Genomic DNA, 23872 nt, shown 5'->3' on the forward strand with positions numbered 1-23872 from the left:
AACCACTCGGGTCCGGGTTCGGCGGGAGAGCGAACCCGGTTCAGACCACCAGCACCCCGGCCCGGCTCGGTCGCAGTATCTGTCCCTGCCGGAAGCCCTGCACGGCCTCGACATACGCGCGGGCGACATCCTCGACCGGGGTGCCGTCTGCACCGTCGCGGCCCGTCGATTCCAGCGTCTCGGCCACCCAGCCGGGGCTGACGGCGTTGACCCGGATGCCGCGGGGCATCTCCACCGCGGCGGCCCCGACGAAGGCCTCCAGGCCGCCGTTCGCCAGCGCGCCGAACGCCATGCCGCGCTCCGCGCGCTCGAAGACGCCCGAGGTCAGGGTGATCGAGCCGCCGTCGCGCAGCCGCCGCAGGGCGGTCCGCGCCAACAGCACCTGCCCGAACAGCTTGCCCTGGATGCCGCGGTAGAAGTCGTCGTCGGAATCCAGTGGCGTGAGTTTTCCGCTTGCGGCGCAGGAGATTACCGCGTCCACGTCGGGCACGGTCACGAAAAGCCGGTCGATCGAGGCCGGGTCGTCGAGGTCGACATGTATCGGGCCGCGGCGGGATGCCCGGACGACCTCGTGGGCGCGTTCCAATTGCGCCGCGACTGCCGCCCCGATCGTTCCCGTCGCACCGATCACGATGATCCGCATGGATCCCCTTGCTAGCAGGATGATGGTGGTTAGCGCAACGGCAGCGTCCTACGACGGTATTCCTCAATGTCGTTGCCGGGCGTGCCGATCCGGTCGCCGCCCGGTTCGCCGCGCCTGGACCAGCGCAATCGTGTCCGTACGACCCCCTAATGAGGTGTCCGATTTCCGCCGGTATCGGGGAGGTTGCGCGGGCAGATTGGAGCGTGGAACACCGCGAAACAGGAAAGGAAACTCGATGACCGTGTATACGACGATCGACAGCCCACTCGGCGAGCTGGTGCTGGCCGGCGAGCCGGCGGGGGACGGCGTACTGCTCACCGGGCTGTCCATGAACGGCGGAAAAGGCGTTGCGGTGCAGGACGAGTGGATCTCGGACCCGGCGCCGTTCGCCGCGGTGATCGCGCAGCTGCGCGACTACTTCGACGGCGAGCGCACCGGCTTCGATATCGAATTCGCCGGTGGCGGCAGCGATTTTCAGCGCCGGGTGTGGCAGGCGCTGGAGCAGATCCCCTACGGCGCCACCGCGACCTACGGCGAGATCGCTGCCCGGATCGGGGCGTCGCGGGCGGCGGTGCGCGCGGTGGGCACGGCGATCGGGGCGAATCCGCTGCTGATCGTGCGGCCGTGCCATCGCGTCCTCGGCGCCGACGGCTCGCTCACCGGCTATGCCGGGGGCGTGTGGCGTAAGCAACAGTTGCTGGAACTGGAACGGGCGCGCCGGGCGGCATGATGGCGACCGGAATGCCGGCGAAGCCGGCCGACCGCGTAGCCCAACAGGAGTGGGCCGTGCTGGCCGACGAACTCGACCAGCACGGCCACGCGCTGACCGGTCCGCTGCTGACCGCCGCCGAATGCGGGTCGATCGCCGCGCTGTACGACCGCGAGGAGCGGTTCCGCAGCACCGTCGATATGGCGCGGCACCGCTTCGGTTCCGGTGAGTACCGCTACTTCACCCACGACCTGCCGGATATCGTGCGCGAGCTGCGGGCGGCGTTCTATCCGGAACTGCTTCCCATCGCGCGGGATTGGGCCGGGCGGCTCGGTCGCCCCGGATCGTGGCCGCAGCGGCTGGACGACTGGATTGCCCAGTGCCATCAGGCCGGACAGTCCCGGTCGGCGCAGATCCTGTTGCGCTACGGCCCCGGCGACTGGAATGCATTACACCGTGACCTGTTCGGCGACATGGTCTTTCCGCTACAGGTCGTCATCGGTCTGGACGTGCCGGGCGCTGACTACACGGGCGGCGAATTCCTCCTGGTCGAGCAGCGCCCCCGCGCCCAGTCCCGCGGTGCGGCGGCCACCCTGCCCCAGGGCCACGGCCTGATCTTCACCACTCGCGAACGCCCGGTGCGCGGCGCCCGGGGCTGGTCCGCCGCCCCGATGCGGCACGGCGTCAGCGTCGTCCGCTCCGGACAGCGCCACACCCTCGGCCTCGTCTTCCACGATGCCTAGCGTCGAGGAGCGAGTCCCTTGACGTACACGCTGCTCGGCGCGGACGGAAAGCCTTATCGCAGTGCGGTTCCCGGCGCGCTGGGCGGGCATCGGCGGTTGCGGATCTACGGGCGGCTCGATTGCCCGGCCGCGCTGCGGGCCTTGTCGCGTGGGCCGTATGCGGCCCATCGGGTCTTCTTCGCCGACGAGCGGACCGCCGTCGCCGCCGGATACCGGCCGTGTGCGGTGTGCCTGCGGGCGGAGTATCTCGCGTGGAAGAGCGCGCGAGGATGAGCGCTACTCCGTGATGTCGTGCCCGGCCTCCCGCAGTGCGGCGGCGGCCTCCTCCTGCCGCCGCTCCGGCACCAGCACGAGGTCGGCGTGGTAAGTGGAGGCCGCGAAGACCGGAATCGAGGCGTCCGCCAGGGGATTCACGAGCGCGGCCAGCGCCTGCGAATCGTCGAGCCCGGGCCCGCCGGTTCCCGCGTAGAAACCCACCCACACGTCGCCCTGCTCCCACGGCGGCGCCTCGCGCACCAGGGTCAGCCCCTCGGGCGCGCGCACCAGCGCGATCCACTCGTCGTCCTCGGGAAATGTCGCGGCGGGCAGATGCTCCACCGCGAACCGGGACGGGACGATGTGCAGACGCTGGGACTTGGTCATTGCGCCATGATATTCAGCGCACCCGCGACGGCCGCGCATGCCGTCGCTACCCTGCGAGAGCTGCGAAAATGCCGACCGGCCGCGGGATCTCGCTCAGCGACGGGCGCGTGCGCGGCGCCGGATCGGGGCGGCGTGCGGGGCGAACCGCCGGTGCAGGTATTGCAGCGCCGCCAGTAGCGCCACCGCGATACCCGCCGCCAGATAGTCGCCGGTCACCACGCCGACGATGGCCAGCCCGCCGAATACCGGCGGTTCCAGCAGCGCGCACCAGCGCACCAGGCGCAGCCGCGTGGCGTGCGAATCCAGCCAGGCCAGGCCGTCATCGACGATGTCCTCGGCCGTATCCGGCTCCACCAGACCATCGCCGACCTGCACGAACCTGTGCACGGCCTGGTCGCGGCTGATCCGGCCCAGCCATGCCTCATCGATGAGCCGCTTACCTTCTACGGCGACTTCCGTGACGACCGCGTCCATAACTGCGGATCCCTTCCGAGTCGGTCCCGGAGATTGTATTCGCAACGGCCGGCAAGTAAACAGCTAACCGCGCAATGCCGCTAACCACGCAATGCCTCGAGGGCGCGGTCGATATCGGCCTCGGTGTTGTAGAGGTGGCAGCCCAGCCGCAGGCGTCCCGCGCGCACCGAACCCACCACGCCGGCCTCGTCCAGCCTCCGCAGCGTCTCCGGTGGCGCCTCGATCGAGACGATGGCCGAGTTCCCTTGCGGCAGACCCAGTCCCGCGCGCAACCGATCGGCCAGTGCGAGGTCGTGCCGGTGGATGGCGTCGATTCCGATCGCGGACACCAGGTCCAGGGCGTGCTGCTGTCCGACCCAGGCCTGCCAGGTCGGCGAGAGGTCGAAACGCCGTGCGTCGCTTGCCAGCCGCAGCGGTGCGTCGTAGCAGGTCTCCCACGGATCGAAGCCGGCGTACCAACCGGCGGCCAGGGGTCGCAGCCGGGCGAGCGCCTTGTCCGTCCCGGCCAGAAACGCCGTCCCCTTCGGCCCGAGCAGCCATTTGAAGCCGACGCTCACCACCCAGTCGGCTCCGAGGTCGCGCACCGGATACCAGCCGACGGCCTGGCTGAGGTCGAAAAGCACTTGGGCACCCTGCTTTCGGGCCGCCGCGACGATCGCCGCGGTATCGGCCACCAGCCCGTCGGCCGACTGCACCACCGAGGCGGCCACCAGGTCGTCGCCCTCGCGTACATCCGCGGCGATATCGGCCAGTGGCGCCGTGCGCACCCGCAGATCGGGCCTGGCCAGGAAAGGCCATAGGACGGAGGTGAATTCGCCCTCCGGGACCACGACCGACGCACCCTCCGGCAACGCCGTGGCCACCAGCGATACCAGTGGCGACACCTGTGCGCCGACGGCGACCTGTTCGGGCGCGAATCCGGTCAGCTCACCGAAACCGGCGCGGCACGACCGCACGACCGCATCGACCGATGCGGTGCGGAACGTCCCGTGCAGGCGTTGCGTATCGACCTCCGCCACGGCCGCCGCAACGGTTTTCGGCAGCAGGCCGTAGTTGGCCGTGTTCAAGAAGGTGACTGTCGGTGCGAAGGCGTCCAGGACGTCGGCGGGCAGCAGATCCGATACCGAGGTGTGCACGGTCATCGACTCAGCGTGGATCGGAGCACGGCGCCGGGCAAGAGCCACTCACCGCCCGCTGGACCCGCATGCGGCCGGACCGGTCGCCGCTTCGGCGAACTGACCGGCCCCCGGGGCCGCCACCAGCTCGCCGCCGTCGAGAACCAGCCACCGTCCGCAGACGCAGCGCAGATACCGCACCGGTCCGTGCGACGAGACGACGACCGGGTCCGGCCAGGAACAGGAAGGGCATATCGCATTCATACGATCAGCGTGCTGTAATGACCTAGTGCAGTTCAACCCTTACGGCGGCGCCGCCGCCGAACTGGCCGCCCGGCTCGTCAACGCCGATTCGGCGGCCGATCTGGTCCGCCTGCTCGACCAGTTCGGCTACCGCCCGATCACCACGCTGAGCGCCCGCCAGACCGCCGATCTGCGCCGCTGGATCCGCCGCCTGGACGAGGTGTTCGCCGATCCGACGGTCGACCGGATCAATGCGCTGCTGGCCGAAACCACCAGTCGCCCATACATTTCCACGCACGACGGCCGCCCGCCGCACCTGCACTACGCGTGGGAGGGCGATCCGATGGACGAGCGCGTGAAGGCATACACCGCCGCCGGTCTCGCCACGCTGTTCTGCGAGGACGCCGGCCGCATCGGCCGCTGCGCCCGCGACGGCTGCCGCACCGTCTTCGTCGACACCTCCCGCAACGGCCGGCGGCGGTTCTGCTCCACCAGGTGCTCCACCCGCGTGCACGTCGCCGAACACCGTCGCCGCGCCGCCTGAGCCGGGTCACGGTCTTCCGGAATCGGGCACAGTCGCTCCCCGGGCTGGGCCATAGTCGCTCCCGGACCGGTCCTCATGCCTTGCCGCCCCGCGCTCTTGACCTCGAGTTCGCTCGAGGGTGTGTGCTGGGTGCATGGCTCCCACCTGCCGCGACCGCATCTTTTCCAGGTTCCTGGACAGGGCGCGGATACCCGATGCGCGCGCGGCCGCCACTGTGTTCCTGGACACAGCCGACCTGGGGTGCCGCCTCACTCCTGCGCATAAGGGCATCTCGACCTGCGGGGACGGCTATCGGAAAGTCGCTGTACGGACCGGCGGGGCGGCGGCAGAATCTCCTTGCGGAGGCACCACCTCCGGTCTGTATAGTTGGCGTCAGCAACTAGTTGTAGCTGCTAACGAATGTGTGCGGGAACAAGGAAAACGGATCATGGTCGTTGCTGCCCGTGATCGTGGCGCTACGGCAGCCGAACTCGACGTCGCCGACCAGCTCGGCGCCCAGCTGGTCCGGCTCGTGCGGGCGATCGGTAGGACAAAATCACAGCTGACCAAGCACGGCCCCGACGGGCTGGAGCGGTTGGCCTACGCCGTGCTGTACTGCTTGGTCCAGGACGGGCCGCAGCGGACCGGCAAGGTCGCCGAACTGCTGCATGCCGAGACCTCGACCATCAGCAGGCAGGTCCGGTACCTGGTGTCGCACGGACTGGTGGAACGCCGAGCCGATCCGGTCGACGGCCGGGCCTGTGTGCTGGCGGCCACCGAGGAGGGGGAGCGGGTGTTCGAGGAGAACCGGAGCATCCGCAACCACCGGATCGCCCAGATGCTGGCCGACTGGCCCGAGGACGAGCGGGCGGTGCTGACCCGGCTCGTCGAGCGACTCGTCACCAGCATCGAGAAGACCACTGCTACAGCCGATTCGAATAGGGCCTGATAGATGACAACTTCGACCACCCAGGCACCGGCGGCGCAGCCGGACCTGGACGCGGGTGCGCACACTTCGCTGTCGCACCGGCAGATCCTGACCATCCTGTCGGGTCTGCTGCTGGGAATGTTCCTGGCCGCACTGGACCAGAACATCGTGAGCGTGGCGATCGTGCGAATCGCCAACAGCCTGAACGGTTTCGACCAGCAGGCGTGGGCCACGACGGCGTATCTCATCACGGCCACGATCAGCACGCCGCTGTACGGCAAGCTGGCCGACATCTACGGCCGAAAGCCGTTCTACCTCACCGCGATCGGTCTGTTCGTCATCGGCTCGGCGGCGTGCACGTTCGCGACCTCGATGTACATGCTGGCCGGATTCCGGGCCTTCCAGGGCCTCGGCGCTGGCGGCCTGATGTCGTTGGCGCTGACCATCATCGGCGATATCGTGCCCCCGCGGGAGCGCGCGCGGTACCAGGGCTACTTCATGATGGTGTTCGGCACCTCGACCGTGCTGGGCCCGGTGCTGGGCGGCCTGTTCTCCGACTACGAGAACCTGTGGGGCCTGGAGGGCTGGCGCTGGGTGTTCCTGGTGAACGTGCCCATCGGCATCCTCGCCCTGCTGGTGGTCGCCAAGGTGCTCAACGTGCCGCATCAACGGCAGAAATTGCGGGTCGACTGGTTCGGCGCGGTCACGCTGGCCATCTGCGTCGTGCCGCTGCTGATCGTGGCCGAACAGGGCCGCACCTGGGGCTGGGACTCCAGCAAGGCGCTCCTCTGCTACGGCGTCGGCGCGGTCGGCCTGGTGCTGTTCCTCATCGTCGAGGCCCTGATGAAGGATTCGGCGCTGATCCCGCTGCGGCTGTTCGAGAACTCGACGTTCTCGGTGTCCATCGTCGGCGGCACCATCGTGGGCGTCGCGATGTTCGGCTCCATCACCATGGTGCCGCTGTATCTGCAAGTGGTGCGCGGGTATTCACCGACCGAGGCCGGCCTGCTGATGCTGCCGCTGGTGCTGGGCATCATGTCCGGCTCCGTGATCGCCGGCCAGATCACCCGGCGCACCGGCCGCTACAAGATCCTGCCCGTCTTCGGCACCTTCGTCATCACCATCGGCGCCCTGCTCTACGCCCAGGTGCAGTTCGACAGCCCGCTGTGGCAGCCGCTGGTCTTCGGCGCCGTCATCGGCTTCGGCCTGGGCTTCTGCATGCAGACGCTGATCATCGCGGCGCAGAACGCCGGCCCGCGCCGGGATATGGGCGTGTCGACCGCGTCGGCGACGTTCTTCCGGCAGGTCGGCGGCACGCTCGGCGTGGCGGTGTTCCTGACCATCCTGTTCAACCTGCTCCCCAACAAGATCGTCGATGCCTTCGGCGGGCGGCTGCCCGCCGGGTTCGACACCGACCGGCTCGAGCAGATGCAGTCCGACACCGCGGGTATCGCGGCGCTGCCGGATCAGGTGCGTGAACCGATTCTGATCGGCTTCACCAACGCGATGCACGGTGTGTTCTTCGTGGCCGCGGGGGTCGCCCTGCTGTCGTGCATCGTGCTGATGTTCATGAAGGAGATTCCATTGCAGGATGCCCCAGCGTCCCAGCCGGATCCGGAGCCACAGCTGGATGCGGTCGAATCGGACGACAAGGTGATGAGCAACGCCGATGTGGAGCGGGTCGACGACCGGGTGCCGGCCGGTGCCGCGCCGGCGGTCGCCGAACCGCGGCCCGAACCCGAGCCCAGGCCGGAACCCGAACCGGCACTGGTCGGCACGGGCGGGCGCCATTCCGCCGTCAACGGCTATGCGGCGCAACGGGTGTCGGCGATGACGACGACCCGGGCCGTGGCCTCCACCGGTGGCAGGTCCATCGGCGGACATATCCGGCGGGAGGACGGCAGCCCGGTCCCCGGCGCCGCCCTGACCCTGATCGACCAACGCGGACACCAGGTTTCGCGCTCCGCCGGCGACGGCGGCGGCACCTACACCATCGAACCGCCCACGCCCGGAAGCTATGTGCTGATCGTGTCGGCGAGCGGGCATCAGCCGACGGCGGTGAACGTCAGCGTCGACGGCAGCGCGCAGCAGCTGGACCTGACCCTGCGCGGTTCCGGTGAGCTGTCGGGCACGGTGCGCACGGCCGGCGGCGAACCGGTGGCCGGCGCCACCGTGACGGTGACCGACCTGCGCGGCGAGGTGGTCGGCGCGGCCGTCACGGCCGGCGACGGCGCGTACTCCTGCCACGGCGTGGTGTCGGGGACCTACACGCTGGTCGCGGTCGCCGAGCACAAGCGGCCCACCGCGACCACCCTGACCGTGCCCGACAGCGGCCGGCTGCACTACGACGTCCAGCTCGAGTCGATGGCCGTCCTGTCCGGCACGGTCCGCGCCGAGGGGCGGGTCGTGCCCGACGCGCAGATCACGGTGCTCGACCGTACCGGTACCACCGTCGGAACCGCCCGCACCGACGAGGACGGCCGCTACGCGGTGCCGGATCTGCCCGAGGGCGAGTACACGGTCGTCGCGCGCGGCTACCCGCCGGTGACCGGCGCGGTGACCATCGCCGGCGGCGAGGTGGACCACGACGTCCGGCTCGGCTACGACGTCAACGGTCAGGCGGGGCCGTCGTGAATGGCGGGGTAGTTCGGCAACCGCAGTCGTCACCGGTCCTGGTCGTTCCGGCGTGCGCTCGGCCCGGATCCCGCACCGGCACTCGTGGATTCCGGCCGGAAGCAGACGGGGGAGTGGCCGCGGTATCAATCGTCTCGACGGTGGCCGGCAGACGATCGGGGGGCTCGAACGAATATCGGCACCTGCTGGTGCCGGGAATCAGGAGGGCGACGATATGAGTGGGCTGACCGCACAGATTCGGACCGTGGACGGCTGGCCGGTCGCCGGTGCGGTGCTGACCGTCACCAGCCTGGACGGTCGGCAGCTGGGCCGGGCGGTGGCCGACGAGAGCGGCGCGGCCGGCACCGAGGCGCTGCCCGCGGGCATGCACACCGCGGTCGTGACCGCACCCGGCCACAAGCCGGTCGCGCAGATCGCGCGCGTCTCGTCGTCGGGCGCCGGCAGCCTCGGCGAGGTCCGGCTCGAACCGGAGGCGAGCTCGATCGAGACGCCGCCGGCGGGGCCGTGGACGATCGACCCGGTGCATTCGCACGTCGTGGTGACCGCGCGCCACCTCGGCATCGCGAGCATCCGGGCCCGCTTCGACGATGTGAGCGGCCGCCTCGACGTCGCCGAAAACTTCGAGAAGACAACGGGATACGCCGAGATCAAGGCCGCCAGCATCGACACCGGCGTCGGTATGCGCGACGATCATCTGCGTTCCGGGGAGTTCCTCGACGTGGAGCGGTACCCGCTGATCGGATTCACCGGCACCGGCCTGAAGCGCACCGGCGCCGACAATTGGTCGATGCCAGGCGAATTGGAGCTGCACGGCCAGCGCAAGCAGGTCGAGCTGGCCGTCACCTACGGCGGCTACGGCCCCGACCCCTGGGGCGGCGTGCGCGCCGCCTTCCACGCCGAAACACTCCTGCGCCGCGACGATTTCGCCATCGACTACAACGCCGTGGTCCGCGCGGGCGTCGCGGCGGTCGGCACCACGGTGAAGCTCGACCTCGACATCGAGTTGGTGCAGGGCGACCGCCTGCCGCAGATGTAGGCACCGGATCCTCGCGGCGGCCGCGTCCCCACAGGGGGGCCGCCGCCGCGTTCGGTGATCACTGCGTGCAGCGTGGTGAGCTGCTGGTTCTACGGTAAGTGAATCGAGTGTGTTCTCGGGGCAGGGTGAATTGGTGCCGGACCGCGGTTACTTCCGCAGTCGGTGTCCGGCGGTCAGGTGTGGGCGACTGTGTAGCGGGCGCAGGCGAATTCGCCGTTGGTGGCGAGTTCGGTGAGTTTCAGTTCGAGGTGGCGGGGGAGTAGGGGAGCGCCGGTGCCGAGGGTGACCGGGGCGATGGAGACGCAGACCTCGTCCAGGAGGCTGTGGTCGGCGAACTGGCCGGCGAGGTCGCCGCCGCCGACCACCCAGATGTGCTTGTCGCCCGCCGCATCCGCCATCTGCTTGTGGACCGCCGGCGCCGAGTCCTGGGTGAAGCGGATGTCGGCGTCGGTGCGTGCGGGGAAGGTGCGGTGGGTGAACACCCAGACCGGCACCCGATACGGCCACGGCTCGTTGCCCTGGTTGTCGAGGAGCCACTGATAAGTACTGGCGCCCATACAGATTGCGCCGATATCGGTGATGAACGCCTCGTAGCCCATCGGCCCGTTGCCGTCGATGGTGCGCGAGAGCAGCCAGTCCAGCGAATGATCCGGTGTGGCGATGAACCCGTCGAGGGTGGTCGCGGTGTAGTAGGTGGTGAAGGGCATGGTCAGCCTCGCTCTCGGAGCCACATGATGGGGTCGCCGTTGTCGAACTCTGTTGTACTGTCCGGGATTTCACTGCGTAGCCAATGCCGGACCAGCTGCCTGCGGTGTGCGGAGAAGGTGAGGACGTGCGCGATGACGCTGCCGACGACGAAGCTTTCCGGCGGCTCGCACAGCGCGTCGATCAGGGTGTCGCCCCAGCCGTCGCGGCGGTCGATGTCGCGGATCGTGTCGAGCCAGTGCGGGCCGACCTCGTCGAGCCGGCGCATGAGCGTCGGCAGATCGTCGGGTCGGCGCGGCGGGGTGTCGGCGCCGTCGATCGATGCCAGCCACACCTCCTTCGTCCAGACCAGGTGATCCAGCGCGGTCGCGATCGAATCGTCCGGGCCGTCCCATCCGAGGACCAGGTGTGCCTCGCGCCCGCGCCGGTACTGCTCCTCGCCGAGGCCGGTCGCCAGTTTCATCAGTTCCCGGGTGTCGTCGAGATCGTGGTGTACCAGCAGTGAGGTCGGATCCATGTGATGCCTGCCTTTCGGTTCGCTCTCCACCCACAGCGACATCGGTGGATGGAAATGAATGCCGTTGGCCGCGGGCAGCCAGTGCTGCTTCGACTCGTCGTCGGCGCTCGGCGGATGCCCGTAGGCTCTGCTGAACGCCCTGCTGAATCCCTCCACCGAGTCGTACCCGGCCGCGAACGCCACCTCGGTCACCGAGGAGCCGTGCCGCAGCTGCCAGGCCGCCCGCTCCAGCAGCACCCGGCGCTTGAGGGCGACCGGAGACTCGCCGGTGCCGCGCGAGAACTGGCGAGTGAAATGGTACGGGGAGGCGAAGGCGTCCTGCGCCATCGCGCTCAGCGTCGTATTACCCTCCTCGAGCACGGCGTCGAGCAGTTCACGCAGGCGGTCGCGTCCATTGGTCACGGATATCAGTCTGGTATGCGCGGGTGCGGCGGCGCTTGACCGTTCTTGCGCAAGTCCGGGGGTCCCCTCCGCTACCGGGCTGCTCTTCGGCCGAGCCCCGCGATTGCGGGGCTCTCATCCGCTGTACATGGTCGGCCGTGCCAGCTGGTTCCACGGACAGTAGGCGTCGACGGCGGCATTGAGAAATGTGTACGGATAGTCGACCGAACTCCGCAGATTCTCCGCCAGCGCGATCTGATTGGCCGCCGAGTTCCCCTTGGCATCGAGCCACGCGCAGTCCGCGTGCGCCAGTTGGATGCCGGCGTCCTGCCGGATGTGGTCGGCGTCCTCGAGATGACTCTGCTTCAGGAATTGCCGATCGACGGCACTGCGTTCGGGACCGGTATTGCGCGTGGTCGACGTGGCTCCGTCCGGCGTGGCACCGGCGGGCACGCCGAGCAGGAAAATGACCGTGCCCACGGCACCGGCGGTGGCGACGGCACGAAAAACCTTGTTGTGCATGATTTTTCCGGATTCCATACGTCTTCTACTGGGCTCGGGTCGGAAACCGAGCGCACCGATCCTCGGGTATCGGCACAGCTACCATCGACCCCCGATCGGTTTCCGACATTGTCGGCGAGTTGTTAGCGGCAGCAACGGATCTCGTCACCCGGAAACACCCGCTGGCTTACCATTGTGCGTCGCTTGTTAGCCACCTGTGTGCGGGATGGCCGAGACGGTGACCTTTGGGACCCGTGTCGGTGACCGGTTGTCGTCAACCGATGCCCTTGTGCCCTAGACGGGCACCGTCTCGAAGGGTGCACCTACCCGACCGCGGCATTCCGAGGTGGAGCCATCGTAACCACCCTCCTTGTTCGGATCGATGCGATGAATGGTGTTGCTGCGCTTTACTCGGCCACTCGAAAAATGCGAGTAACCAGCAGGTCGACAAGGGGTCCCCGGCGGTGAGTTGATGGCCTACGGACGCGATGCGGCCGATTCGGTCCGTTCCTTCTCGGGACGATGGACCCTTGCGCATCGGCGGGAATCGCGCTCGGCCGGGCCGGTGGCCTTTCCGGTGGCCTTGGAACATCGGCACGACCCGGATCCGTTTTGTCAAGGCCCCCGTGACGGGTCTGGCGGCCGGTACCGCTCGGCGTTCTAATGTTCCGGTGATTATCTCGTACGACTCGGACGGGAAGTGGTGGGTCGGAAACCGCACCTCTCCCGCGACGAGTGGCCGGCATGCGCGAGCGCTGACCTGTGTTCACCCGGCCTTGATATGCGCACGGCGCGAGAGTATTTCGCAGTGGCACGAGGTCGAGGCGTATGCAGTCGGATAAGGCGGAAGCGATCGCCGCCGCCGAGGAGGTCGTTCGGATCAACTGCCAACGGGCGGCGGGCGATTCGGATCGGATCGAGGAACTGATCGGCAGCTTGCGCGCGCTCGAGCGCGCGCTGCGGGCCGCACTGCCGATCGTGCAGGCGACCCTGGCGTATCGCAGGGCGTACTCGAGTCTTGTTCCGGCGGAGCTGGTTCGGCAACTGCACGAGGCCCCGCTCGCCGACTTCGATCTCACGATCTCGACCTACAACACGCTGCGCCGGCTGGGCTGCGACACCCTCGTGGATGTCTCGCAGTCGACCCGCCGCGACATCATCTACGCCAGCAGGGCACCGCGCTGGTGCCTCGAGGAGATCGACCTGCGCCTGGAACTCGTAGGTCTCGGACCGATGGAATCCGGTGCACCACCGGATTTTCCGGAGGCTCCGGTGCAACTGGAGACCACCTTCGGCGCATTGAATCTGCGTCCCCGCCCGCGAGACACCGTCGCCGACATCCGCACCGCCATCATCGACGCCTATGCGGCCAACGGAGTATTCCCCGTCGCTCCCAGGCACGAACAGATCCTCGACGCTCAGCTGAACACCGACGGATCGCTGGGACCGGACATCGTCTTGATCGACGAATCCTACGACCCGTGGATCACCATCATGAGCTGCAACTGGGAGCTGACCCCGCTGGGCAAACACCCACTCGCCCTGCGCCTGTCGTCCCGCTGGCCGATAATCAGCGTGACCGCGATCGAGGACGTCTCCTACGAGCTGTGCCGGTACGACCACGGCGAACCGCAGGAGTACGCGGCGATCGGCCGCCCAGCGGGCCGGACAGAACTCGACACACCGTTGCGCCCCCTGGATTTCGGGGACCTGACCACCGACAGCGCCGTCGACGCCTCGCCTCCCGAGATCCGCGCAGCCTTCGGCAACCCCAGGCTGTTCGGCATCCTCACCGGCCTCTCCGCCGGCGGTTTCCGCACAGCATGCGAGGGGATGCTGCTCCAGGACTACCCTGCGGACACCATCCTCTACTTCGACAAGCAGGAAGACGGTAGGCCAAAATCTTGACGCCCCGGACACTGGAGCTGGCTCTGCGTGTCCTGCGGGAATTGCCCGGCGCGAGGATACCGCTACCGGTTTTCGCGCTCTGAGCGCCATGCAGGATCTCGAGCCGCCCTCCGATGCCCGGCAGGTTCGCGCGCTGTGGGAACGGGCCGGGATTACCGCCGCGGCCAGATCTTCGCCCTGCTGTCGGCACTGGACCTGGACCTGCTCCTCACCTCCGGCCACGAGTGGTGCACGTATGCCGAGCTGGATGGCATTGCGATACATCAGATTCTGGCCGGGGACGGGGATGATGCCGTGACGACGGCGCGGTTTACGTGGGACGGGGTGGAGCTGGTGGCGGAGCCGGACTGGAGATCAGGTGCTGGCAAGCTGGACCGGTGTGTCCCACGATGCGCCGATTCCGGTACGTGCACTGGGTTCGCCGACCGTAACGCACGAGGCTTGCAACGAAAGCTCTCCACCCGAGAGGGTGCCGAGGGGCTCTTCCGGCCCGAACTCTATGCACCGAAATAGCGCCGTAGCGGTTGGCTCCTCCACCGGAATGTCATAGCCGCGGGTCGGCGGCTCGTACTCCCACCGTGCTGGGCATGTGCTGGATGTCGCTGATTCGACGATTCAGATGTTCCCAACATCCGAGTGTTGCTAGCATCTGAATTGCCCGATCGGCGAGCAATCTGGGATTCAGCTCGGGTCTGCTGTGACGAGGGCGCGGACACCGAGGCCCGGCGATGGGTTGGACAGGCGGGGTTTTCGACTCGGATCCGATGAGCTGGATGATCGATCACTGGGTTGAATTGGGGATGTGCATGGCCGACATCAGGTTTGAGCAACGTCGTCGGTGGGTGGAGCAGCAACTGGATGCTCTGCCGTTTCTGACCGGAGCGCATCGTCGCTTCCTGTCCGTGCCGCTGATGCGCAACGGGTGGCATGTGCTGGTCGAGCGCGGTGACGTGTTCCCGCCACCCGGTCACGCGGGGGCGTTCGCGGTGGGTCCGGGCGGCGTGTTCGCCCTGGTGTTCACCGACAGCGTCCCGTCCGAATCCGCTCTGCGACAGATCCGCGCGCACGCCGAGGAGGTGTTCACGAACCTCGTCGCCGGCCGCAGCCGGTACGTTCCGCACATGGTCGAGGTGCTGCTGCTCATGCCGAGAGCGGACGACACCCCTGCGGAGGCCCGGTACACGACCGCCGATCTGACCAGCCTGCCGCAGTGCCTCTTCGCCGAACCGAAACTGTCCAAACAGGGTGCTCGGCAGATCGCGATGACCGCCGCCGACCGAAACATCCGGTACGAGCTGATTTCCAGCGACAGCGCACCGGTGCCCGAAACCTCCGTGACAGAAGGGCTTTTCGCGCCGTCGGCACTGCGCGACGACGAACGCACCCGAGCTCTCGGCCGCCCGTTCGCCGAGTGGATGACCTTCCTGGATCCCGCTCAGCTGGAGTTGGTCCACCGGAACTTCAACGGACCCGCCCGGTTCAGTGGCCCAGCAGGAACCGGGAAAACCGTTGTGGCACTGCACAGAATGGCACGTCTCGCGAAACACGAGCCCGGCCGCCTGCTGTTCACCAGCTTCGTGCGCACCCTACCGGCCTACCACGAGTCGGGGTTTCGCCGCCTCGCACCGAATGCGGGCGACCGCGCGGAGTTCATCGGACTGCATTCCTGGACGGTGCGATTTCTGCGAGAACGGGGGTACGAGCCCAGACTCGTCGAGGGCGACAACGCTTTCTCGCGAGCATGGCGGAACGCACGCAACGTCCTGGGAGCCATCGAACCGAACCCGCACTACTGGAAGGACGAAATCCAGCGCGTCATCAAGGGCCGAGGCATCAGAAAGCTGAAGGAGTACAGGGAGATCGACCGCACCGGCCGCGAGCGCCTCGCCCTGGACGGTGACCGGCGCGAGTTCATCTGGAAGCACCTGTACGAGCCGTATCAGGACAACCTGCGAGCACGCAGGGAGCACGACTTCAACGACGTCATCGACATGGCCATCGCCGAGCTGCGAGCAGCGCCGAGCGACGACCCCTACGCGCTCGTCGTCGTCGACGAGGTCCAGGACTTCACCTTGACGGAGCTGATGCTGGCCCACCAAATAGCCGGCGGCACTCCGAACTCCCCGCTCCTGCTGGTCGGAGACGGCCAGCAACAGGTCTACCCGGGCGGTTGGCGCTTGTCCGACGCGGGCATCCCGATCGTCGGCCGCGGCGCCGTCCTGCGCATCAACTACCGCAATCGAGAAGCAGTCCACCACTACGCCGCCCGCATGGACGCCACCAACACCGTCGACGACCTGGACGGCGAACCCGGCTTCGTACTCCGCGACACCGAGGTCGTATTGCCCGGCGGCACAGCCGAATACGAGATCGTCTCCCACAACGACGCCCATGCCCGACTTGTCCGGGCAGTCTCCGAATGCCCTGTCTCCCGTTCCGACACGGCCGTAATCACCTCCACCAACCGGGAAGCCGAGCAGATCCGAGACCTACTGCGCCGCAGTAACATCCCCTCGATGCCCCTCGAATACTACGACGGCACCCACCGAAACGAAGTCAAGGTCGGCACCGTCCACCGCGCGAAAGGCATGGACTTCGCCGCGGTATTCCATCTCGTCGAGGAACCGGCCCAATCACTCGGCCGGTTGGCCGGCGGCGAACGCGATCGCGCGGAACTGACCCTGCGCCAGACCATGGTGGCGCTGACCAGGGCGCGGGATTACGTGTGGATCGGGTTGATGAGAGAGTGATTGCGTGGTATCCGCCGGCCCCACGGACGCCGTGCTGACAGAGGCGGCGGCGCGGCAACAGGTCGTCGCCTACCTGCTCGATACGCTCCGACAGCTCCCCACCGAGATCTCGCTCTCATGGCAGAACCCTCAGTTTCCGCAAACGATGTTCGGTGACGCCACGGTCGTGCCCTGTATCGATGACGACACCGTGCCGAACCGCCCTTACAACCTCGGTGCAAACTACTGGGTCATCGGTGTACCCGCGGACCGGGGCGGTGAGTACCTGGATCTGTTCGAAGCGGTATGGAAGAGGCTGGGGTGGAAACCATTCCGTGACAACAGTGACCCTGACATCCCGGAGGTGAAGGCCGGCACCCCGGACGGATATCTGCTGATACTCACCCGGAACCCTCGTGGAAGCCTGGCCGTCGGAGTGTCCTCACCGTGCTTTCCTCAGAACCACAGGGGCGGCGAGCCGATCCCGAAAACCATTGCGCACCGGTGAATCAGACGGAGGGCAGCGAGTGTTCCAGCAACACAGCGAGTCAGGTTAAAGCCCGGGTGGTTTCGACGTATGGGGGACATGACCGAAGCCACCACTATTCCCGCCGATGTGGCCCAGGCGGCTGGCGCGATGGGTGTCGGTAGGTCGATCGCCGTGTTCCCGCAGGTCTTCGACACGGCCGGGTCGGGAACGGTGCCGCCTGACCTGACGGCGTGGTTATAACCTGGCCGCGTAACTCCCGGCGAATCCGGCGGAATACGTTTCGATTCGCGCATAACCCGAGCTCCGCGCCCCGCCCCGCCCGCCCGATCCGGCGTAACCAGGCGAAACGACAGTAGATACCGGGCCGAAATACGCCGCTGTCACCGTCGATCTCACCGCAGCGAAGGGATCGACAATGGGCTTCACCGACAATCCGAAAATGGAGGACTATTCGCTCCGATATACGCCGGCAGCGTTCCGCCGATGGTCCCCCTGGATGGTGTTCCTGTCCTGTCTGGTCGGGATTTCCGCGATGGCGGGCTATGCGCTGGACGCGGCGTTCGTGGACGAATTCGGGTTCGGCAGCGCGCTGATCGGCTTCGGCCTGGCCGCGGTGGTGACGATACCGCTGACGCTGGTCATCGCGTTCGCCATCGCGCGCCGCCACGTCGACATCGACTTGCTCACGCGCGGTTCGGGTTTCGGCTATCTGGGCTCCACCGTGACCTCGCTGGTCTATGCCACGTACACGCTGATCTTCCTCGCCTACGAGGGCGCGATCATGGCGCAGGCAGTTACGGCCTTGACCCACATGGACATTCACGCCTCCTACGTCCTGGTGGCCGTGGTGATGATTCCGCTGACGCTCTACGGCATGTCGTTCAGCGCCAAGTTCCAGGCCTGGACCTGGCCGCTGTGGATCGTGCTGATCGGGCTCGCGCTGGGAGCGGCGGCCACGGCACCGGACGCCGGGCAGCACATGGTGCATCCGGCGAGTGTGGCACCGGGCGGGGCCGCCGGGGTGACGGTGCTGGCGGTGTTCGCGATCGCCGCCGCGCAGCTGTCGCTGGCCGCGCAGGTCGGTGAGCAGGGCGACTACCTGCGGCTGATGCCCGATCCGGAGAAGGGCAGGCTGGGCCGGTGGCGGCTGGCGGTGATCTTCGGCGGGCCCGGGTTCGCGCTGTTCGCCGTGGGGATCTTCTTCGCCTCCACGCTGCTGGTCGGCTATGCCGCCACGACGCTGGACGCGGACCGTGTCGGCGTGCCGGTCGACCTGTTCACCGTGGTGTACGAGCGGTTGACCGGCAATCACACGTCGGCGTTGATCCTGGCGGGCGGTCTGGTGCTGCTGTCCCAGATCAAGATCAACATTATGAACACCTATTCGGGCTCGCTGTCCTGGTCGAACTTCTTCTCCCGGGTGCTGCACCGCCATCCCGGCCGGGCGGCATGGGTGTTCCTGCAGGTGGGGCTCGCGCTGATCCTGATGGAGATCGGCATCTTCGACCACATCGTCCAGGTGCTGGCCTGGTACTCCAACATCGGCATCGCGTGGATCGCCGCCATGGTGTCGGACCTGGTGATCAACAAGCGATGGCTGAAGCTGGCGCCGCCGCAGCTGGTCTTCCATCGGGCGCACCTGTACAACGTCAATCCGGTCGGCTTCGGGTCGATGATCGTCGCCGGCGTGGTGTCGATGGTCGCCTACTACCGGGTCTTCGGTGACACCGCCGCGGCGCTGTCCCCGTTCATCGCGCTCGGCATCGCCCTGGTCCTGCCACCGGTGATCGCCTGGGCGACCCGCGGCCGCTGGTACGTCGCTCGGGTCTCCGAGCTTCCGGAGGGCGCCGATGAACTGCCGTGCTCGGTATGCGAGGGCAGCTTCGACGTCGTCGACATGGCCACCTGCCCCTTCCACGGCGGCACCGTGTGCTCGCTGTGCTGCTCGACCGAGGGCGCCTGCAAGGACTCCTGCAAACCGCATGCGTGGCGACCACCGAAGGGCCCGGTCGTCCTCGGCATGCCCCGAACCGAACAACCCGAACTGGAGGTTGCGCGATGAAAGCGCTGATCGTCATCGATATGCAGAACGGTTTCTGCCACCCCGAGGGCTCGCTGCCGCGGCTGGGCATGGGCCTGGCCGGGAACGACGCGGCGGTCGCGGCCGCCACGGAGGCCGTGGCGCATGCTCGCCGGATCGGCATGCCGGTGGTCTTCACCCGGCACGTGTACCGGCCCGGCTATCCGGACCAGGGGCCCTGGCTGGCCGGACGTACCCCGGACATCGAGGCCTCGGGCGGCTTGCGGGCGGGCAGCTGGGACGGCGACGTGATCGACGAACTCGGTTGCGGCCCCGAGGATCTGGTGGTCGACAAGGCGCGGCTGGATGCCTTCCAGTGGACCTCACTGGAGCCGTTGCTGCGCGGTATGGGCGTGACCGAGCTGGTGGCGTGCGGCGTCGTAACCAACTTCTGCGTGGAGACCACTGTGCGGTCGGCCATTATGCGTGACTTCCCGGTCACGCTGCTGCACGACTGTTGCGCCGCCCAGACGCCCCGGTTGCACGAGATCGGGATCGAGGTCATGCGCGACTGCGGTTTCGCGGAGGTGATCGGGGTCGCCGACTTCGTGAACAGCGATGCGGCGGCCGTTCGGGAAGAACCGGCACTTCTATGATCACGCTCGGCCGTAACGCCGGAGTCATCGGCGAGAGATCCGTCAGCAACGGCGAATGCCTACCGTCCGGGGGTGTGAGGACTGCCTCCGGGCGGCAACGGGTCCACGAGGTGCGCCGGTTGCGCGACATCCTGCGGGCCACCGTGCGCGGCGGCCGGTACGCGCACGGCCAGCTGCCCAGCGAGGCCGAGCTGATGGCCTCCTACCGGGCGTCGCGGGCCACCGTGCGGGCCGCGCTGGCGATGCTGCGCACCGAGGGCCTGATAGAACGGACGCAGGGCGTGGGCACCCACGCCGTGATCGAACCGGTGACCACGTCGCTGCCCGAGGCGCACGGCGTGATCAAACCCACCGGCGACAGCATGTTCAACCACCGGATGCGGCCGCGTGAACTGGACCGATCGGTGGTGAGCGCGCCGGGCGCCGTGGCCGAGCGGCTCGAGATCGATCCCGGAAAACCGTGTCTGCGAATGGAATACGTGGCGCTGCACGACGAGGAGCCGGTCGCCATCGCGACCAACTACGTGCGCTACCCCCAGGCCGGCAAACTCCGCGACACCCCGTTCGTCTCCGACTGGTACCAGCTGCTCGCCGATGCCGGTGTGGCACTGTCGGATTCGGAATTCATCTTCGACTGCGAGCTGGCCGACGCGTCGCTGGCCGAGTCGCTGGGCATCAGCGAGGGCGTCCCGCTGATCTCGATGGAACAGATCATCTACGACCTCGACGGCAGACCGTTCGACGTCGCCTACATCCACACCCGCGGCGAGCGTTTCCGATTCGTGTCGCGCGGCAGCAGCAAGGAATTGTCATGACAGCAGATATCCCGCTCACCCTCACCGACGCGGCCGCGGCGCTGCGCGCGGGCACCGTAACGTCCGTCGACCTCACCCGCTCGGCGATCGCCGCGGCCGATCGCCTCGACGACCCCCTGGGCTGCTATCTGAGCCGGTTCGACGAGTACGCACTGGAACGCGCCGCCGCCGCGGACGCCGAATTCGCCGCCGGACACGACCGGGGTCCACTGCACGGAATTCCCTTCGGCGTCAAGGACATTCTCGCCGTCGCCGAGGGCCCGACGACGGCGCAGAGCCTCATCCTCGACCCCGAGTGGGGCGCGGGCAAGGACGCACCGGTGGTAGCGCGACTCAAGGCAGCGGGCGCGGTGATCACCGGCAAGACGACCACCATGGAATTCGCCTGCGGCATGCCCGATCCCACGAAACCCTTTCCCGTGCCACGCAATCCGTGGAACCCCGAAACCTGGCCGGGCGGTTCGAGTTCGGGCACCGGGATCGGCGTCGCCGCCGGCATGTTCCTGGCCGGACTCGGGACCGACACCGGGGGCAGCATCCGGATACCCGCGGCGTTCTGCGGGGTGAGCGGCCTGATGCCGACGTTCGGCCGGGTGCCCAAATCGGGCTGTGTGCCTTTAGGATACAGCCTCGATCACATCGGCCCGCTGGCACGCAGCGCACGGGACTGCGCGGTCGTGCTCGAGGTGATCGCCGGCCTGCACGCCAGCGATCCGGACTGCGTGGACGCACCGTTCACCGTTCCCGGCTGGACCGAGGATCTCAGCGGAGTGCGGATCGGGGTCGTGCGTGAGGGGCACTTCCCCGAGCACAGCGATCCGGCACTGTCCGCCGCATTCGACGCCGCGCTCACGGTCCTGACCGGCGCCGGCGCCACCACCACCGAGGTGACACTGCCGTACCGGCAGGAGATGATCACCGCCGACATGATCACCGCGGGATCCGAGGCGCTGGCCTACCACCGCACCGACCTGTCCACGCGCTGGGACGACTACTTCGTCGCCACCCGAGCGATGGCGTCGATCGGCGCACAGGTATCCGGCGCCGATTACGTACAGGCCCAACGGGTTCGCCGAGTAGCCCAGGACGCCCTCGGACGACTCTTCGACACCGTGGACGTCATCGTCTGCCCCACCGCCGCCGCCGGCGCACCGACCTTCGAATCGCTCACGGGCCCCGGCGGCCAACTCGACTTCGGCAGACTGTTCAGTCTGGTCCACACCCCGTACTGGGACACGGTCGGCAACCCGGTCCTGGCCGTGCCCATGGGTTTCACCGCCATCGGCCTCCCACTGTCCCTCCAACTAGCGGGCCCCGCCTTCGCCGAGGCCGAAATCCTCCGCGTAGCAGACGTTTTCCAGCAGTCCACCGATTGGCACCGCCAAGCCCCCACCTCCCTCACCCAAGGAGTGGCCGCATGAACGACGTAGTGAAAACCCTCCTGGACCTCGCAAGCCTGCCTGCGTCGGAAACCGAAATCGCTGCCTACGCTTCCGGTTTCGCTATCCAGCGGGCCGAGGTGGACGCCCTCTATGCCGTCCCCGAGGCCCGCTACGTAGACCCGGCACTTCGCTTCCGGGCCGAAGGGCGGATCACCGACTGGGCACAGTAGCGCCTCCGACTCCCTATGGCCGTTGTGGCCGCACCGGACACATTTCGAACGGTCGCGGCCACTGGCCCGGGCAGCGGACTCCGAGGCGGCACGCCGGTCACAAGGTCCGGATCGGCAATGCTGCTCCGGTGGTCAGCGCGGTCGACAGCCGGGCCGGGCCGCGGGCACGTATCCCGTCCGAACAGGCTGAGGGCCGGGTACACCCGTCCTGGTGGGCGGGCTGTCGGATTGCCTTCCTGTCGGTGTCCGCCCGTAGTGTCGCCGGCCATGACCGATCAGCGGTTCAACCCGCACGATTCGCTCTTCCGCAGCCTCCTCGCCGACGCCGACGACGCCGCCTCCGAATTCCGCCCCGTCGTAGCGGCGCATGCCAGTCCCGAGTTCGCCGGCCGTATCGATTGGCGCCACATGGAGTTGCAGCACTGCAGTTTCGTCGACCCCGAATTGTCGAACCGCTACGGCGACTTACTGTTCCGCACCACCCTCGACGACCGCCCCGCCTTCCTCTATGTCCTCGCCGAGCACCAATCCAGCAGCGACCGGTTCATGGCGCTGCGAATGCTGGAGTACATGGTCAACATCTGGTGGCGCTACCTCGACCAGGAGGAGACCGAACGTACGCGTGCCCGCGAGGCCGGTGAGCCGGTACCGCCCCCGCCGCGGATGCTGCCCGCGATCATCCCCCTGGTCGTGCACAACACCGCTACCGGACGGGCCTGGTCGGCACCGCTGCAGTTCACCGACCTCATCGACCTCGACGCCGCCGCCAAGACCGCGATAGCGCCGTACATGCCGCAGTTCCGGTTCCTGCTCGATGACGTCTCCCGTCTCGGCCTGGAAGCACTGCGCGAGCGTGACCTGACCCCCGCGGCCCGGACGGTCCTGGTGTTGCAGCAGATAGTCCCAGGCAACGACCAGGTAGTAGAAGATATCCTGAAGTGGCTCGCAGACGACCTCCGCGCCTTGGAGGCCGGGCCGAACGCGGCGAGGAAGCTACAGATCGTGATCAGCTACGTGATGAAAGTCGGCGATCCCGATCCCGGCAAGCTGGCCGCGGGGATGGCCCAGATCGGTCCACGAGCAGAGGAGGCGACGATGACCTTGGCAGAACGACTCGAAGCACGCGGTCGTGAGGAGGGGCGCGCTGAGGAGCGCGCCGCAGTGCTGATCGAGCTGATGACCGACCGGTTCGGCACTCTGCCCGTCGCCACGATCCAGCGGGTCGAATCGGCAAGCCCGGATCAGCTCCGCGCCTGGACCAAGCGGGTTCTCCGCGCGCAGACGATCGAAGAGATCTTTGCCTGACCGGCCGGTTCACGAGCGGAAGGGGGCGACGATGACCCTGGCAGAACGACTCGAAGCACGCGGCCGTGAAGAGGGGCGCGCTCAAGGACGCACTGAGGGGCGCGCGGCAGTGCTGATCGAGCAGATGACCGACCGGTTCGGCACTCTGCCCGGCGACACCATTCAGCGGATCAGATCGGCAAGCCTGGATCAGCTCCGCGCCTGGAACAAGCGGGTTCTCCGCGCGCAGACCATCGAGGAGATCTTTGCCTGACTGGCCGGTTCACGAGCGAAAGGGGCGATGATGACCCTGGCGGAACGACTCGAAGCGCGCGGCCGCGAAGAGGGACTCGCTCAAGGCCGCGCTGAGGGGCTCGCTCAAGGGCGAGCTGAGGGGTGGGCGGCAGTGTTGATCGAGGAGATGACCGACCGGTTCGGCACTCTGCCCGACGACACTATTCAGCGGATCAGATCGGCAAGCCTGGATCAGCTCCGCGCCTGGACCAAGCGGGTTCTCCGCGCGCAGACGATCGAAGAGATCTTTGCCTGACCGATCGGTTCGCC

27 protein-coding genes are annotated in these 23872 nt (G+C 67.7%); 20 read left to right on the plus strand and 7 right to left on the minus strand.

Features of this window, described 5'->3' with window-relative positions; all coding sequences use genetic code 11:
* Positions 1–40: 40 nt before the first annotated feature.
* Positions 41–643 (minus strand): short chain dehydrogenase, encoded by a 603-nt coding sequence (locus D892_RS0117900; RefSeq protein ID WP_024802564.1) that lies wholly within the window; start codon positions 641–643, stop codon positions 41–43.
* 235 nt (positions 644–878) lie between these two features.
* Between D892_RS0117900 and D892_RS0117905 the strand changes: the two genes are divergently transcribed.
* From D892_RS0117905 to D892_RS0117915, 3 genes are read left to right on the plus strand one after another with little or no spacing between them, the layout of a single operon-like run.
* A complete protein-coding gene (locus D892_RS0117905) occupies positions 879–1373 on the plus strand; it encodes a methylated-DNA--[protein]-cysteine S-methyltransferase (protein ID WP_024802565.1) in 495 nt (164 codons plus the stop codon).
* A gap of 11 nt (positions 1374–1384) precedes the next feature.
* Positions 1385–2095: a 2OG-Fe(II) oxygenase gene (locus D892_RS0117910; protein WP_232236104.1), complete on the plus strand. Its 711-nt coding sequence runs from the start codon at positions 1385–1387 to the stop codon at positions 2093–2095.
* A gap of 18 nt (positions 2096–2113) precedes the next feature.
* The gene (locus tag D892_RS0117915) at positions 2114–2368 is read left to right on the plus strand and encodes an Ada metal-binding domain-containing protein (protein WP_024802567.1); all 255 of its coding nucleotides are present in this window, start codon (positions 2114–2116) and stop codon (positions 2366–2368) included.
* 3 nt (positions 2369–2371) lie between these two features.
* On the opposite strand, the gene D892_RS0117920 is transcribed toward D892_RS0117915, so the two are convergent.
* The 3 genes from D892_RS0117920 to D892_RS0117930 form a co-directional block, all read right to left on the minus strand.
* Positions 2372–2737 (minus strand): ACT domain-containing protein, encoded by a 366-nt coding sequence (locus tag D892_RS0117920; RefSeq protein WP_024802568.1) that lies wholly within the window; start codon positions 2735–2737, stop codon positions 2372–2374.
* Between the two features lie 93 nt (positions 2738–2830).
* Positions 2831–3211 carry a hypothetical protein gene (locus D892_RS0117925; RefSeq protein WP_024802569.1) on the minus strand — a complete coding sequence of 127 codons (381 nt, stop codon included), beginning with the start codon at positions 3209–3211 and terminating at the stop codon, positions 2831–2833.
* Positions 3212–3291: 80 nt separating this feature from the next.
* Positions 3292–4353 carry an aminotransferase class V-fold PLP-dependent enzyme gene (locus D892_RS0117930; protein WP_024802570.1) on the minus strand — a complete coding sequence of 354 codons (1062 nt, stop codon included), beginning with the start codon at positions 4351–4353 and terminating at the stop codon, positions 3292–3294.
* Positions 4354–4615: 262 nt separating this feature from the next.
* Here D892_RS0117930 and D892_RS0117940 point away from each other — a divergent pair, with 262 nt between their 5' ends.
* The 4 genes from D892_RS0117940 to D892_RS0117955 all read left to right on the plus strand — a co-directional run bounded on the left by D892_RS0117940 (position 4616) and on the right by D892_RS0117955 (position 9690).
* Positions 4616–5113, plus strand: coding sequence for a CGNR zinc finger domain-containing protein (locus D892_RS0117940; RefSeq protein WP_024802572.1), 498 nt, complete (start codon positions 4616–4618; stop codon positions 5111–5113).
* A 427-nt stretch (positions 5114–5540) separates the two neighbouring features.
* Positions 5541–6041 (plus strand): MarR family winged helix-turn-helix transcriptional regulator, encoded by a 501-nt coding sequence (locus D892_RS0117945; RefSeq protein WP_024802573.1) that lies wholly within the window; start codon positions 5541–5543, stop codon positions 6039–6041.
* 3 nt (positions 6042–6044) lie between these two features.
* Positions 6045–8654: an MFS transporter gene (locus tag D892_RS0117950; protein ID WP_024802574.1), complete on the plus strand. Its 2610-nt coding sequence runs from the start codon at positions 6045–6047 to the stop codon at positions 8652–8654.
* 214 nt (positions 8655–8868) lie between these two features.
* Positions 8869–9690 carry a YceI family protein gene (locus D892_RS0117955; protein WP_024802575.1) on the plus strand — a complete coding sequence of 274 codons (822 nt, stop codon included), beginning with the start codon at positions 8869–8871 and terminating at the stop codon, positions 9688–9690.
* 173 nt (positions 9691–9863) lie between these two features.
* On the opposite strand, the gene D892_RS0117960 is transcribed toward D892_RS0117955, so the two are convergent.
* The 3 genes from D892_RS0117960 to D892_RS0117970 form a co-directional block, all read right to left on the minus strand.
* Positions 9864–10397, minus strand: a complete 534-nt coding sequence (locus D892_RS0117960) for a dihydrofolate reductase family protein (protein WP_024802576.1) — start codon at positions 10395–10397, stop codon at positions 9864–9866.
* Positions 10398–10399: 2 nt separating this feature from the next.
* Positions 10400–11314, minus strand: a complete 915-nt coding sequence (locus D892_RS0117965; RefSeq protein WP_198036916.1) for a helix-turn-helix domain-containing protein — start codon at positions 11312–11314, stop codon at positions 10400–10402.
* A gap of 114 nt (positions 11315–11428) precedes the next feature.
* Entirely contained in the window at positions 11429–11815 is a 387-nt protein-coding gene (locus tag D892_RS0117970; RefSeq protein WP_198036917.1) for a DUF732 domain-containing protein, read from the minus strand.
* 807 nt (positions 11816–12622) lie between these two features.
* On the opposite strand from D892_RS0117970, the gene D892_RS0117975 reads away from it, so the two are divergent.
* The 13 genes from D892_RS0117975 to D892_RS0118035 all read left to right on the plus strand — a co-directional run bounded on the left by D892_RS0117975 (position 12623) and on the right by D892_RS0118035 (position 23858).
* Positions 12623–13702 (plus strand): hypothetical protein, encoded by a 1080-nt coding sequence (locus D892_RS0117975; RefSeq protein ID WP_024802579.1) that lies wholly within the window; start codon positions 12623–12625, stop codon positions 13700–13702.
* Positions 13703–13837: 135 nt separating this feature from the next.
* Positions 13838–14215, plus strand: a complete 378-nt coding sequence (locus D892_RS0117980) for a hypothetical protein (protein WP_024802580.1) — start codon at positions 13838–13840, stop codon at positions 14213–14215.
* A gap of 251 nt (positions 14216–14466) precedes the next feature.
* Complete coding sequence (locus D892_RS0117985) at positions 14467–16452, plus strand: UvrD-helicase domain-containing protein (protein ID WP_232236105.1); 1986 nt, start codon at positions 14467–14469, stop codon at positions 16450–16452.
* A 4-nt stretch (positions 16453–16456) separates the two neighbouring features.
* Entirely contained in the window at positions 16457–16939 is a 483-nt protein-coding gene (locus tag D892_RS0117990; protein ID WP_024802582.1) for a hypothetical protein, read from the plus strand.
* A 78-nt stretch (positions 16940–17017) separates the two neighbouring features.
* Positions 17018–17161 carry a hypothetical protein gene (locus tag D892_RS46735; RefSeq protein WP_156959552.1) on the plus strand — a complete coding sequence of 48 codons (144 nt, stop codon included), beginning with the start codon at positions 17018–17020 and terminating at the stop codon, positions 17159–17161.
* 175 nt (positions 17162–17336) lie between these two features.
* The gene (locus D892_RS0118000; RefSeq protein ID WP_024802583.1) at positions 17337–18983 is read left to right on the plus strand and encodes a cytosine permease; all 1647 of its coding nucleotides are present in this window, start codon (positions 17337–17339) and stop codon (positions 18981–18983) included.
* A complete protein-coding gene (locus D892_RS0118005; protein WP_024802584.1) occupies positions 18980–19597 on the plus strand; it encodes a cysteine hydrolase family protein in 618 nt (205 codons plus the stop codon). The genes D892_RS0118000 and D892_RS0118005 overlap by 4 nt, the downstream gene beginning before the upstream one ends.
* Positions 19598–19671: 74 nt before the next feature.
* On the plus strand, positions 19672–20412 hold the full coding sequence (locus tag D892_RS0118010) for a GntR family transcriptional regulator (RefSeq protein WP_232236106.1): 741 nt from the start codon (positions 19672–19674) through the stop codon (positions 20410–20412).
* Entirely contained in the window at positions 20409–21833 is a 1425-nt protein-coding gene (locus D892_RS0118015; protein WP_036567183.1) for an amidase, read from the plus strand. Before D892_RS0118010 ends, D892_RS0118015 begins: the two co-directional genes overlap by 4 nt.
* Positions 21830–22024, plus strand: coding sequence for a hypothetical protein (locus D892_RS0118020; RefSeq protein ID WP_024802587.1), 195 nt, complete (start codon positions 21830–21832; stop codon positions 22022–22024). Before D892_RS0118015 ends, D892_RS0118020 begins: the two co-directional genes overlap by 4 nt.
* 267 nt (positions 22025–22291) lie before the next feature.
* On the plus strand, positions 22292–23329 hold the full coding sequence (locus tag D892_RS0118025; protein WP_024802588.1) for an Rpn family recombination-promoting nuclease/putative transposase: 1038 nt from the start codon (positions 22292–22294) through the stop codon (positions 23327–23329).
* A gap of 31 nt (positions 23330–23360) precedes the next feature.
* On the plus strand, positions 23361–23582 hold the full coding sequence (locus tag D892_RS46740; protein WP_036569053.1) for a DUF4351 domain-containing protein: 222 nt from the start codon (positions 23361–23363) through the stop codon (positions 23580–23582).
* A gap of 27 nt (positions 23583–23609) precedes the next feature.
* Positions 23610–23858 (plus strand): DUF4351 domain-containing protein, encoded by a 249-nt coding sequence (locus D892_RS0118035; protein ID WP_024802590.1) that lies wholly within the window; start codon positions 23610–23612, stop codon positions 23856–23858.
* The last annotated feature ends 14 nt before the right edge of the window (positions 23859–23872 follow it).

Origin of the sequence: Nocardia sp. BMG51109, assembly GCF_000526215.1 — a bacterium.
In the GTDB taxonomy this organism is placed as follows: domain Bacteria; phylum Actinomycetota; class Actinomycetes; order Mycobacteriales; family Mycobacteriaceae; genus Nocardia.